The organism is Paenibacillus forsythiae T98, from assembly GCF_000520735.1.
In the GTDB taxonomy this organism is placed as follows: domain Bacteria; phylum Bacillota; class Bacilli; order Paenibacillales; family Paenibacillaceae; genus Paenibacillus_AQ; species Paenibacillus_AQ forsythiae.
Genome location: NZ_ASSC01000728.1, coordinates 1 through 12769 on the forward strand (window position 1 = coordinate 1; position 12769 = coordinate 12769).

At 50.2% G+C, this 12769-nt stretch carries 12 protein-coding genes and 1 pseudogene; 8 read left to right on the top strand and 5 right to left on the bottom strand.

Going from position 1 to position 12769, the window contains the following annotated elements; translation table 11 throughout:
- The coding region (locus L692_RS29865; RefSeq protein WP_232238843.1) for a cupin domain-containing protein at window positions 1–585 on the bottom strand (585 nt) is incomplete at its 3' end.
- Between the two features lie 66 nt (window positions 586–651).
- On the bottom strand, window positions 652–1491 hold the full coding sequence (gene nudC / locus L692_RS0122125; protein WP_025702171.1) for an NAD(+) diphosphatase: 840 nt from the start codon (window positions 1489–1491) through the stop codon (window positions 652–654).
- 219 nt (window positions 1492–1710) lie between these two features.
- Between nudC and L692_RS0122130 the strand changes: the two genes are divergently transcribed.
- The gene (locus L692_RS0122130) at window positions 1711–2766 is read left to right on the top strand and encodes an FIST signal transduction protein (RefSeq protein ID WP_025702172.1); all 1056 of its coding nucleotides are present in this window, start codon (window positions 1711–1713) and stop codon (window positions 2764–2766) included.
- Entirely contained in the window at window positions 2760–3752 is a 993-nt protein-coding gene (locus L692_RS33875) for a methyl-accepting chemotaxis protein (RefSeq protein WP_025702173.1), read from the top strand. The genes L692_RS0122130 and L692_RS33875 overlap by 7 nt, the downstream gene beginning before the upstream one ends.
- 99 nt (window positions 3753–3851) lie before the next feature.
- Here the strand turns inward: L692_RS33875 and L692_RS30835 are convergent, their stop codons facing one another.
- Window positions 3852–4295: a MarR family winged helix-turn-helix transcriptional regulator gene (locus L692_RS30835; protein WP_025702174.1), complete on the bottom strand. Its 444-nt coding sequence runs from the start codon at window positions 4293–4295 to the stop codon at window positions 3852–3854.
- Window positions 4296–4441: 146 nt separating this feature from the next.
- Between L692_RS30835 and L692_RS0122145 the strand changes: the two genes are divergently transcribed.
- The gene (locus L692_RS0122145) at window positions 4442–5023 is read left to right on the top strand and encodes an NAD(P)H-dependent oxidoreductase (protein WP_025702175.1); all 582 of its coding nucleotides are present in this window, start codon (window positions 4442–4444) and stop codon (window positions 5021–5023) included.
- Window positions 5024–5200: 177 nt separating this feature from the next.
- On the opposite strand, the gene L692_RS0122150 is transcribed toward L692_RS0122145, so the two are convergent.
- Window positions 5201–7225 (bottom strand): glycoside hydrolase family 97 protein, encoded by a 2025-nt coding sequence (locus tag L692_RS0122150; protein ID WP_025702176.1) that lies wholly within the window; start codon window positions 7223–7225, stop codon window positions 5201–5203.
- 115 nt (window positions 7226–7340) lie between these two features.
- On the opposite strand from L692_RS0122150, the gene L692_RS0122155 reads away from it, so the two are divergent.
- From L692_RS0122155 to L692_RS0122165, 3 genes are all read left to right on the top strand, one after another.
- Window positions 7341–7604: a B-box zinc finger protein gene (locus L692_RS0122155; protein ID WP_025702177.1), complete on the top strand. Its 264-nt coding sequence runs from the start codon at window positions 7341–7343 to the stop codon at window positions 7602–7604.
- Window positions 7605–7621: 17 nt separating this feature from the next.
- Window positions 7622–8422, top strand: a complete 801-nt coding sequence (locus tag L692_RS0122160) for a prolipoprotein diacylglyceryl transferase (protein WP_025702178.1) — start codon at window positions 7622–7624, stop codon at window positions 8420–8422.
- A gap of 398 nt (window positions 8423–8820) precedes the next feature.
- Complete coding sequence (locus L692_RS0122165; protein WP_025702179.1) at window positions 8821–10986, top strand: anthranilate synthase component I; 2166 nt, start codon at window positions 8821–8823, stop codon at window positions 10984–10986.
- A 91-nt stretch (window positions 10987–11077) separates the two neighbouring features.
- Here the strand turns inward: L692_RS0122165 and L692_RS0122170 are convergent, their stop codons facing one another.
- Window positions 11078–11332 carry a hypothetical protein gene (locus L692_RS0122170; protein ID WP_025702180.1) on the bottom strand — a complete coding sequence of 85 codons (255 nt, stop codon included), beginning with the start codon at window positions 11330–11332 and terminating at the stop codon, window positions 11078–11080.
- On the opposite strand from L692_RS0122170, the gene L692_RS32070 reads away from it, so the two are divergent.
- Both L692_RS32070 and L692_RS0122175 read left to right on the top strand, forming a co-directional pair.
- The gene (locus L692_RS32070) at window positions 11331–11735 is read left to right on the top strand and encodes a hypothetical protein (RefSeq protein ID WP_156940546.1); all 405 of its coding nucleotides are present in this window, start codon (window positions 11331–11333) and stop codon (window positions 11733–11735) included. The genes L692_RS0122170 and L692_RS32070 overlap by 2 nt on opposite strands.
- Window positions 11736–12307: 572 nt before the next feature.
- A pseudogene (locus L692_RS0122175) lies at window positions 12308–12769 on the top strand (radical SAM protein); the annotation flags it as partial.

Here is a 12769-nt window from a genome sequence, read left to right on the forward strand (position 1 = left end):
CGGCGGCCCGCCGTATTGCGGCTGCTTCTGGATTCCCTGAGCCGATGGCGGAATGTTCCCGCAGACGCAGCCCGGGGGAGGCCCTATAATGACCGATTCTTGCAGCGGAGCGACCGCTTGCCTGTAATCCTTCTCGTTTACACAGTAGGCCCGGTTCAGCACTTCCGGAGGGACGGCTTTCAGGAAATCGGAGCCATAGACGACATCGGGGGTAGGGACATCGAAAATGGTCAGGAAGTGAGCCTGCTCCGATAAGACGACAATCCAGTGGAACCATCCTTTGGGGAATAAGGAAACCTGGCCGGGAGTCAGCTTGTAGGTTATGAGCTGCTGCGTACAAGGATTAAATACGGAAGTGGTGATTTCGCCGCTGATGACAAAGACCAGCTCCGTCGCGTTCGTATGCCAATGCGGCTGAACGACAAATCCTTTGGTCATATGCGCGTTGAAAAATCCCGTCGGGATAGCCGGAAGCTGTGCCTCGAACACCTGGGTAAGATAATTGTGCGCGTCCCGCCGATAGTTGATATGCTTGTTGGAATCCGCCGCAAGCGCCGGCTCCGGAGAACTGAGCGGAGAGTTCATTATGGGTTCCTCCATCCTGGGCATTTGTCTATCCAGCATATGCATGACGGAGGAAGGGCGTTACCTTCAGGAATAGTTCTCTATATACCAGTCGATGATTTTGCGGGCGATGCTGACGTTCGGCGGGATAACGGGCATATTGCCGGGCTCGAACCAATCGGCATGGACAATTTCCTCTCCGTCCACTGTGATTTCACCGCTCTCATAGTCGGCCAGGAAGCCGACCATCAAGGAGTGGGGGAAGGGCCATTGCTGGCTGGAGAAATAGCGGATATTGTTAACCTTGATTCCGACTTCCTCCATGATTTCCCGCTTCACACAGTCCTCCAGCGTCTCGCCCGGCTCGACGAAGCCGGCGATCAGCCCGTACATATTGTTCTGAAAATTCCGGGCGTGGGCGAGCAGGATCTGCTTGTCCTTCAGAATGGCCGTAATGACAGCTGGTGCGAGGCGCGGATAGCTGACCAGCCCGCAGCTTGGGCATTCGCGGGACCGCTCGATTTGCGACAGGACCGTCTGCGTTCCGCAGCGCCCGCAATACTGATGTGTGGCATCCCAGGATAGCATCTGAATGGCCTTGCCAGCCAGATGGAAGAGATCCTCTTCCATGACATCGTACAGAGGACGGAGCGGGCGGAATGCCAGTCCCTCCGGTTCGGCCGCATCGGCCGGGGCTTCCGCGGCGAAGCACGGGATTTCTTCGAGCGTTCCGAGGTACAAGGTGCGAACGGGAGCAATCCCGAGCTGCTCGGCCGTCGGCGCGAGCGGAATGCCCGTCTTGCCGGACTCTTTAACAAGCAGCTTGCCCGAATTGAAAATGAACCAATATACAGGCCCTCCGAAATCGGGATCGGCAGCGACGGCGGGATGATATCGTTTATAAATGCTTTCTCTTGGTTTGGGCATGGGTTTATACCTTTCCGGGCCGGAGCCTTGACGCCATGATCGTGGGTCACGGGCATGTCTTCCGGCCAAATTTTTCTATTAAGAATAGCAAAAAATGAATAGAGTGACAAACTGTCTCATAGTAAAAAACACCGCAGACGGCCTTCGAATAACAAGATTATATTGTCCAAACAAGTTTCTATACTTTTTGATACCTAATATTGCAGGAGGTTCCCATTGATGAGAGCGGTGCGTTTTACCCATGCCGATGAAGCGGAACGATATTTGGCGGCGAATGCGGGAGAGGAAAGGTCGTTTGTGCTGTTTGCCTCCGTCCCGCAAGTTCAGGCTTTATCCGCCAAAGCGCCTGTTCGGGCGATTCTGTGCTCGACCGCCGGCGAATACACTTCGCAAGGATATGAGGAAGGAGTCATTAGCGGATTTGAATACCGGACCGACGAGGCGGAAGTCGTTGAAATCAGTTCTCCTCCCATCCGGAGTCTGGAACGGCTGGAGCAAGCTTACAAGAAGGTGGCGGTAAACCCGGAAGCGTTCATGCTGCTGCTCTGTGACGGAATGAGCGGGTCCGAGGAGAGCATTCTCAGCACGTTTTTCCCCATGGCTCCCGATTTCAAAATTATCGGCGGCAGCGCCGGTGACAATCTGGAATTCAAGGAAACCTTCATTTTCATAGGCGGACGGAGAGTGCCGAATGTCGCTGTGCTGTTCTCCCCCTCGGCCAGAACTCACATATTGAAGGAAAATATTTATGCAAGAACGGGCACAACTCTGCTTGTTACGCAGGCGGATGTGCTAAGACGGACCGTGTACACGTTCAATAACGAGCCTGCGAGCGCGGAGTACGCGCGTCTGCTTGGTGTGGATGAGGCGGAGCTTGCGAAGCATTTTATTAACCACCCGCTGGGAAAAGAATATCAGAACGATATCTTTATCGCCTCGCCAATGAAAGTGAATGAAGACCGCTCCATTACCTTTTACTGCGAGCTGATGGCTAACACCTTCGTGCATCTGCTAAAGCCGGAAGACCCGCTGGAGGTACTTCGCCAGACGTTAACACGCGCACCGGACAATCCCTCCTTTGTCTTCTCCATCCACTGTATATTGCGCAGCCTCAAACTTAAGCAAGAAGATCTGTGGAGCGGTCTCGATGCCCAGATGCTTCGATACTGCCGGAATACATCCGGATTTGTCAGCTACGGGGAGCAATATTACAGACGTCATTCCAATCAGACGATGGTTTTGCTGGTACTGGAAGAGGGGGGATCAACATGCTGAGTGTGCTGTTCAAGGCGATGAAGCGCCGGTCATTGCAAGAGGAGCCTGGCGAAGAGAGGGAAGAGATCCGGGATTTTGCTCATGGGGAATCACAGACGGACATCAAGCCGGTCTTTGTGCTGACGGATCAGATTCAGGCGGAGACGGACAGCCTGCTGGCCGAAGAGGGAATCATGACGGGGCGCTTCAACGACTTGCTGAAAGGGACAGGCTATACGGCGGAACAAATCCGGGAGGTGCGGCGGCATTTGGAGAGCTTGTCCCGCAGCAGCGAGCAGACGACCGGACTGATTGAACGGGTGTTCGAAAGCTTTGAGGTCTCTACGCGCAAGGTCGATCTGGCGAAAACGGAGAGTGGATACATTACGGACAGAATCGGCCAGGTCTCCGGCATGTTTCATGATTTTGTAGGGCTGTTCGGAGAGCTTGCCGCGCAGTACCAACAGATTGAGAGCTTCGCCTCGGTCATTTCGGAGATCGCGACCCAGACCAACCTGCTCTCCCTCAATGCTTCGATAGAAGCGGCACGCGCAGGAGAACACGGCCGGGGCTTCGCCGTTGTGGCGGAGGAAATCAAGAAGCTGTCGGAAAGCACGCGGCGGAACGCCACGGACATTATCGGTTCACTGGGCGAAATGACGGAAGTAATGTCCAAGCTTGAGCGGAGGTCGGCGGAAGCGATGGAATTGGTCGGCGGAACGAATCGGCTTGTAAGCGAATCTGCCCGGTGGATGGACGGCATTACCCAGGCGCAGAACGAGGCGAATCAATTGCTGGGCAGTGCAAAGGATTCCCAGAACCGCAACCTGAACGAAATTGCCGGTATTCATGAGAAGATGCAGGATCTGACCGATAAATCGGTTCAAGACAGCGGTCAATTCGAGGCGCTCATGCTGAGTGTCCAGAAGAAAGCCGACGGCTACCTGAATCTCCTTCATCATCTCGAGCAAATCCGCGCACTTAAAGAGATATCGGAGGAGCATTAATGCGGCCGTGATCCTGGAATAGCAGTGGATGGAACAAAGAAGCCCTTAAATATCCCTGGATTCAGCAAGAGTGTATCCGGGCTATTTAAGGGCTTCCTGCTACTCTGCCGTCCCATTCCCCAGCAGCTTCTCCGACAGCAGGTCCAGGGCCTGCATCACTTCGCTTATTTCCGCCGGATTCAAATGGGAATACCTTCCTGATATCAGCCGCTCCAGCTTGGCCGATGACGCCGCCATCAATTCCTGGCCGGGTGGAGTCAGCTCGACAAAATAAACTCGTTTATCCTTCAGATTGGCCCGTTTCGCAACCAGCTTCTTCCCGATCAGCTTCTTCACTTCGCGGCTTGTATTGGGCAGGGACATGCCGGCGCAGGCGCCGATCTGGCCGAAGGTGGCCGAGTCCTCCGTGTACAGAAAATGCAAAATCTCGAATTGAGTCAGCGTTATTTCTTCCGGCTTGATCTCGGTCAGCAGCCAGCGCGTCATTTTCGAGAATTCGGTTCCGAAAGTCCTCAATTGGAAGGCGAATTCGGGTAATGGCATGTGATCACCTCGCTATTGTGGAACTATTATGACAAATATTTTTTTTGCGCGCAATCTATTTATCATTTGACAACTAACTGACGATCACATAATATAGTTGTAAATTGAAAATTATCATTTGATAACTAATTAAGAGGTGATGAATGGTGAACACACTGATCGTCTATGCCCATCCGAACCGGGAAAGCTTGAATGGCGCCTTTCTGAACGCCGTGAAGCAGGGGATTGCTCAGACTTCTTCAGGAGAGTTTCAGGTGCTGGATTTGTATGAAGAGAATTTCGATCCGTCGCTCGTGTACAATAAAGAACGCAGAAGAAGGGATATGCACAAGGACCCGGAGCTGGAAAAATACAGAGAGCAAATCCGCTGGGCGGACCGGCTCGTGTTCATCTATCCGATCTATTGGGGCCGCCCGCCCGCCATATTGCTGGGTTATATCGACCGGATGTTCGCCTCAAACTTTGCCTATAGGGACCGGCCGAACCGGATTTATCCCGAAGGGCTGCTGAAAGGAAAAAGCGCGGTGTGCATCTCCACGATGAAAGGACCGGCGCACTATCCTCTGCTGACGCTGAACAATGCTCATAAAGTGCTGATGAAGCGGGCGGTGTTCCATTTCGTCGGCATCCGCAAGGTTAAGTTCTTCGAGTTCGGGTCTATGGAAAGCAAGAAGGGAAACCAGGCGAAGAAGCTGAACAAGGTAGAGCGGTATTTTGCAGGAAAATGACCCAAAGGAAAGTAAAAAGATGGGCGGAGCGCCTTGGGTGACTTCGGCCGCTTCGGGCAAGACCGGTTGGGCCGTCTGCCGGATGCGTCCCGCGTATCGTTAAAGCCGAAGGGACTTTGGGCGTATCCCCGCCAGCAAGATCGATTTGCAGGGACTCCGAAAGTCCACCCGGCTGGGTCAGGCGGTCACCCGCGTAAGCGGCTTTATGTCGTCCGCAGCGGCCGGACGTATGCGAATGGCCTGCCCGCCTCCCGGGGCAAGCTTCAACTGCAAGGTCATGCTGTTGTCCACCATCGCCCTGGAAATGGTCAGGGGATAGGGATTGATCCTCCAGTCGGAAGACGGGCCATCGGCATATATTTCGGCCACGTAGGATTGTCCGGGATCAAGAAAAGCAAGCGGCGCTTCAAGCGTACGCCCGTGCTCATCGGTGATGCTGCCGAGATACCATTCTTCGCTGTTTCTGTCTTTGCGGGCAATCGTTACATAATCTCCGATTTCTCCGTTCAGCACTTTCGTATCCTGCCAATCAGTAGGGACATCCAGAATAAATTGAAAGGCCGCGCGCTGCTGTTCGTAATTTTCCGGCAGGTCGGCGGCCATTTGCAGAGGACTGTACAGAATGACATACAGCGCAAGCTGTTTGGCTAACGTCCCCCGCACCCGGTTGCCCGGTCTGTATTCCTCATAGATCAGCCTTACAATCCCTGGCGTATAGTCGATGGGCCCGGCAAGCATCCGGGTGAAAGGCAGGATGGTGGTATGATCCGGCGGGTTGCCGACGTATTCGGCGGAGGCATCGAATTCCTGTCCCCGCGCGCCTTCACGGGTCATCATATTCGGATAGGTCCGCCGTTCTCCCGTATCTTTCACCGGCTCATGGGCGATCAGGCTGATCTGATACCTGGCCGCGGTTTCGATGACTTTTAGATGATGATCGACCATATATTGCCCGCCAAGCCATTCCATGCTGAGCAGATTCCCTTGATCGTCAAAGCGCTTGAGCGCAGGGTCGGGGGAGACATACCCGGTTTTGACAACGTCTATCCCGAGCTTTTTAAATAAAGTGAAAGCCGCTTCCATTTGCCGCTCCAGATTCTGAATCGCTCCGGCCGTCTCCATATGCCCGATGATTTTCACGCCTTTGCTTGCGGCGTACGAGGTGACTTCCACAATGTCATAATCCGGATAAGGGGTTGTAAAACTGAAGTTTTCGCCATGCTTGGTCCAATCGTTCTCCCACCCGGTATTCCACCCCTCGATCACCACCATCGGAATGCCGTATTTGGCGGCGAAATCAATGTACCGCTTGGCATTTTCGGTCGTCGCGCCATGCTTCGGGCCAAAGCTCCATGTGTAAATCCCCAGATGCATGCCCCACCAAATGCCGATGTATTTGCCCGGCCGCACCCACGAAACATCTCCAAGCCTGTTCGGTTCGTTCAGATTAAGAATCAAATAGGACGTAATCAAATCGCCCGGCGTCTCCGCGATCTGGAGCGTTCGCCAGGGCGTCTTTAGCGGAGTGGAGCCTTTGACTTTAACGCCGTCGGACCAGGGAATGAGGTCGGCTGCGAGCGTATTATTTTCCAGGGGCATCAGGGTCATTGTGGAATAGCGGGATAGTTCGGCTTCGTGAATGCTGAGGTATAATCCATCCGTCATTTTCATTGTTAGAGGGGTATGGACGGCGCGGTACGGAATGGAATGGATCGGGGTTACATTGTACAGACCTTCGGTATACAGCTTCTGATAAGCTGGAATCCACCAGGCCTCGTCCACGTTGGTCAGGGCAAATTCGGTTTCTTCGCTTCGGATTTCCACACGGGTGAGATGCTCCTGTTCGGGCAGCTCGTAGCGGAAGCCCAGACCGTCATTGTATACGCGAAAAATAATCGACATTCGGCGCGCAGACGGGGTTGTCTGTTCAAGCTCCACGCGGAGTTCGTTGTAATGATTGCGTATTTCCTTAACTTCACCCCAGGGCTGTGTCCAGGTCTCATCAAAGCTGTCATATCTGGCGGCGGTGACCCTGAAGTTCCCGTTAAGCGGCTCGGCATGTTCCAGGGTGAAGCCCAGCTTCGAAGGCCGGATCAAGGGCCGGTTACAATAGCGCACACAATAATAAGGAATACCGCTGCTAAGCATAAATTCCGTCTGAATATCCCCATCGGGTGAAAAAACAATCCACCTGCTTGTCATTTTGGGCTCCGCCTCCTCACGCCAATCTCATTACACCATCTTATGAGGGCTCCAGCTTGGCATATCCCTTGAAAAGCGTTTACAATAGGGGTAAATCTTGAGCCGAGGTGAAGATATGGCAGCCTTTCGTTGCATGAACCACCCCGAACGCGAAGCGGTCCACCAATGCGCCAGATGCGGCAAGCCGCTCTGTGAGGAATGCTATAATCCCGATTTCGGAAGATGCCGGGAGAACTGCGCGGACTCGCTTGTTAAACCGGAGCCGAAAGGGCGAAGCGCGGTCTTCCGTGTCATTGTAGCCATTTTGGCGGTTATCGGAGCGCTTGTCGTGCTGCTGGCCACCATCTGTGGAGCCTATATCTTCACGCTGTCCAATTAGGCAAAGGAGCGAAGCCGATGGAATTTCCCGTATATATCGCTCTTGGCCCCTGGCCGATTCATCCGCATGTGCTGTTCGAGTCGCTGTCCTATTTTATCGGCTTTCGGGTGTACCTGTGGACCCGTCGTCCGAGCGAAATGTCGCGCCTGATGAGCCTGCAGATTCTGGCCGGCATCATTCTCGGAGCGGCGCTCGGCGCCAAGCTGCTGTTCTGGCTGGAGGACCCTGCGGCGACATGGGCGCAGCTCCGGCAGCTTCACTTCCTCTGGGGCGGCAAAACGATCGTCGGCGGTCTGCTTGGCGGATTGATCGGCGTGGAGCTGACCAAGAAATGGGTGGGCTGGACCCGGTCCACCGGGGACGATTTTGTGTATCCGCTCATGCTAGGTCTCTTCATCGGGCGGATTGGCTGCTTTCTGACCGGTCTCGACGACCATACGTATGGCACGCCGACGACCTGGTTCACCGGCATCGACTTTGGCGACGGGGTCCGCCGGCATCCCGCCCAGCTGTATGAAATGGCTTTTCTGCTGGCGCTGGCGCTGCTGCTCATCCCTCTGTACCGGCGAAGCCGCGCGCCTCTTGGCGGAGAGAACGGCTCGTTCTACCTTCCGGGGCGGATGTTCCAATGGTTCATGCTCGGCTATCTGGCATTCCGGTTTGTCATTGATTTCATTAAGCCGACGCCCCATCCTTACTTCGGACTTAACAATATTCAGCTTGCCTGTCTGGCCGGCCTCGCCTACTATGCCTGGCTGCTGTGGTTCAGAGGACGTGTCCGCCGCTCTTCCGCGCTCCGTGGAGATTCCCGGCTATAAGAGAAGAATTAAGCCGATGCTGTTCAGAGAAAATAAAGTAAGAACTACATGCCACACGCGTATGAGTTATAATTTAAAATTGGTAATAGAATGTGGAGGACGTAGCCCAAGTGAAAGCGCGGGAGCGTTCTCTTTTTTTTGAACTAACGTGCAGGGTAGCATAGTATAACACATTTATCAGAGGGAAAGCCTGTTAGATTTTAGTAGAAAGTTTTGTATTGATAAACTCTGGACTATCAGTTAAGATTCAATTAGTTGAGACGAGAACAGGTTAGCTGAGCCGAGAAGAGATGAGACTAGTTGAGAGTTACAAGTTTATTTATGATTAAAATATCAATATGAGATATCCTCTCCGTAGTTGCTCCTGTTCTCCTCTATATTTAGAGGAGGTATTTCGCATGAGTATTTTGTCATCGTTCATTTCTACTCCCAACAAAAAAGTCTACCTTACCCAAGGAAACATCAAAGTTATCCGCAATTTGAAGCACCTTGATGCCACAACGGCTAATCAAGTAATCTTAAAAGAAATCGATTATAAAAAAGGCGCGTTATTTTCCAGCGGGTATGAATATCCTGGGCGGTATTCGCGTTGGGATATTGGCTTTAAAACCCCTCCATTAGAACTGAAAGCCAATGGAAGCAGATTTCGGATCGCGGCTGAGAATATCAGAGGAAACGTATTATTAAATGCCATTTTTCTCAAATTAAAACAAACTGTCGATATCGAAAATCTCATATATGCTGAAAACGAGATTTTAGGAAACATAGCAATCAACAAAGGCCCTCTCAATGAAGACGAAAGAACGAAACAGCCCTCCATTTTTTCTGTAATCCGTGCAATAAAGGATCTTTTTTATTCTCCTGACGATGTTTTTCTAGGTTTGTACGGCGCGTTCGGATATGATCTGGTGTTCCAATTTGAACCTATGGAGCTAAAACACAACAGAGACAGCAATGAATCTGATGTGATACTTTATCTTCCTGACGAAATTATTATCGTTGATCATCATATGAATTCCGCTTATCAGCTATCTTATGATTTCAGTTTCGATGGTGAGAAAACGAATGGACTTGAAAGAAGCGGAGAGTTTCGTCAGCCGAAGTTAAACGGGCAGGTGCCATTAGAAGGTTATACCCAGGGCAGTTACGCTAATTTGGTACGAGAGGCGGTTAAATCATTCAAAGCAGGTGATTTATTTGAAGTCGTCCCCTCTCATACGCTCTTTGAGGCGTGTTCCAGCCTTCCGTCCAATGTATTTTCCCGATTGCAGGGCATCAATCCCAGCCCTTACGGGTTCATTATTAATTTGGGCGATGAATTTCTAGTTGGCTCTTCCCCAGAGATGTACGTCAGAGTGGAAGGCAGTAGGGTAGAAACATGTCCGATATCGGGCACGGTAAAACGCGGGAAAAACGCGATTGAAGATTCAGACCGGATAAGGGAACTGTTAAATTCAGCTAAAGATGAATCCGAGCTGACGATGTGTACCGATGTCGATCGAAACGACAAATCTCGTATTTGCGAGCCTGGTTCAGTTAACGTGATCGGAAGAAGGCAAATTGAAATGTACTCCCATCTCATTCATACCGTTGATCACGTTGATGGGATCTTGCGCCCTGAATTTGACGCGTTGGATGCATTTATGACCCATATGTGGGCGGTTACCATCACAGGCGCCCCCAAGCGTGCCGCTATTCGGTGGATTGAAGACCATGAAACCTCACCGAGGTGTTGGTATGGTGGAGCCGTTGGCTATTTCGCTTTTAACGGGGATTTGAATACAGGTCTGACGTTACGAACCATCAAAATTAAAGATGGGGTTGCGCAAATTCGCGTCGGCGCAACACTGCTTTATGATTCTGTGCTAGAGGATGAAGAACAGGAGACTCTCACAAAAGCAGCCGCCCTTGTTCAAGCTGTGCGCGAATCCAATACAACGGAAAAGGGAAAATCCAAACCGATTCCATCCAATGTAGGACTGGGCAAGAATATATTGCTTGTGGATCATGAAGATTCATTTGTCCATACGCTATCCAATTATATTAAACAAACAGGGGCGAACGTAATGACCTTGCGTGCTCCCTATGCCCGAAATACTTTAAACGAAAAGACATTTGACATGGTTGTTCTTTCACCTGGACCCGGTCGACCGTCACAATTTGCATTAAATGAGACCATTGCGCTTTGTCTTGAGAAGCAAATACCTATTTTCGGTGTGTGCTTGGGACTGCAAGGAATTGTTGAATATTTTGGAGGAAGCCTGGATATTTTAGATTATCCTCAGCACGGTAAATCTTCTCTAGTAAAGACCACTGGGATGAGCCCAATTTGGGATGGATTGCCTCAAGAATTTCATGTTGGTCGGTACCACTCTTTATATGCTAAGGAACTGCCGAGTTGTTTGAATGTCAATGCAATTTCAGAAGATGGGGTTGTTATGGGAATCGAGCATACAAATTTGCCGATAGCAGCGGTTCAATTTCATCCCGAATCGATCGCCACATTGCGCGGAGAAGTAGGTTTGAAATTAATTGAAAATGTTATAACACGGCTAAAAGACTAACGGCCACGGTAAACAATGAATTGGTATGTGAAGCTGAAATAATGTTTGCATTCAGCTCGATTTAGGTTCTAAGCTAATGGAAAATGTTAGTTTAAAAAGCAGGGAGCAGATTGCTGCGGTAGCTGCTCCCTGGTTTCATTGAAGTAACGGGCAGGATAATGGAGTTTATTGAAACTATTTTATTACGTTGAGGGGCTTTCATATTGATAAAATTTATCCGATTTTTTTTCATTATCACTCTTCTTTTCATTGTCGGATGCAATGGGATTGATACATCCAAGTCATCAACAACCACCGCAACAGCAACTATTTCCTCGATAACAACTTCACCTTCAGAGCCTTCCATGAATTCTAGTTCCACCCGACTGCCCCAAGAAATACCAATTACAGTTACTTCTCCATCCTTATCCCCTAAATATGTGGAAAATTATTCTGATGATGAGATACTTTCATTTGTTCTTAAATACAGCAATTTAAACGAAACTACAGTGAAACTAAAGGATTGGCCTGAAACAGATGAAAACCAAGATCAATTAAAAGATCCTATTTTTTTCGTTCTAGTTGAAGAAAGACCGGATAACAAAAGTAATGCAGTAGATGAAAGAGATTATTACAGTGTTTATTTTGGTCAAAATTATGGCGATCATATTGCTAGGTATTTGCGGATATTTGTTAAAAATGATTTGAGTGAGATAGTACTATCGGAAGCAGGATACTTCGATGAAAAAACTCAAGTTATCCATCCATAAATAATAAAGAGATAACCCCAAAATCTGTAGCAGTCACTACTACATAAAAATATGTCCGAGAAAACCTCTCGAACAAAATTGTTGAGGAGGCTTATTGAGCTCCCTCAGTACGATAACGCGTTGCTAATGTATTACACCATTGACCGGCCCGCAGGCTCCGTAATTACTGACAATAGTTTATTTCGTTACGGCGTGGGTAAAATGACCTGCGACAAGACAGTATCTATTCCTGTAGATATCAATAAATAAAATCATACGCTTGTTACAACCGCTCAATATATTCAAACCAGATTTTTGTGTGAATCGAGCAAGCGACTACAATATAGACAATATGAAGATATGAGAAATGGTTGTATTATCATAGTGTAACAAGAACACAAAAAAGAACAGTTCTCAAGTTCAGGATGAACTGTAACCCGGAAGATAGACACCTTTTGTAAAAGGGTGGCTTCTAGGTTGGGGGACTGAACTAACGGAGAACGATAGTTGAATAATGGCATCGGCAGTCTAGACTTTATTTTCAACGAACAGCTGCATATATTTCCCCATTCCACCAGCAAAGGAGATTGTACATGCCGAATCGACCGTATCTCTATCATGAGCTGACCACAAGCATCTGCTCCGTATGCTACCGCAAGATTGAGGCCAAGATTATCCAGGAGGACGGGCGCATGTACATGGTCAAGAGATGTCTGATCCACGGCCCGGAGAAGGTGCTGATCTCCACGGACGTGCCTTATTACAAAAGAACCCGAGAGTTCATCAAGCCCTCGGAAATGCCTCTGCGGTGGAATACGCCGATTAAATACGGCTGCCCGTATGACTGCGGCCTCTGCCCGGATCATGAGCAGCACAGCTGTCTGACGCTGCTGGAGATTACGGATCACTGCAACCTGAGCTGTCCGATCTGCTTCGCCGAATCGTCGCCGCACCGCACATCCTACCGGTCGCTGGAGCAGATCGAGTTTATGCTAGACCGGATCGTCGAGAACGAGGGAGAGCCGGACATCGTGCAGATCAGCGGCGGCGAGCCG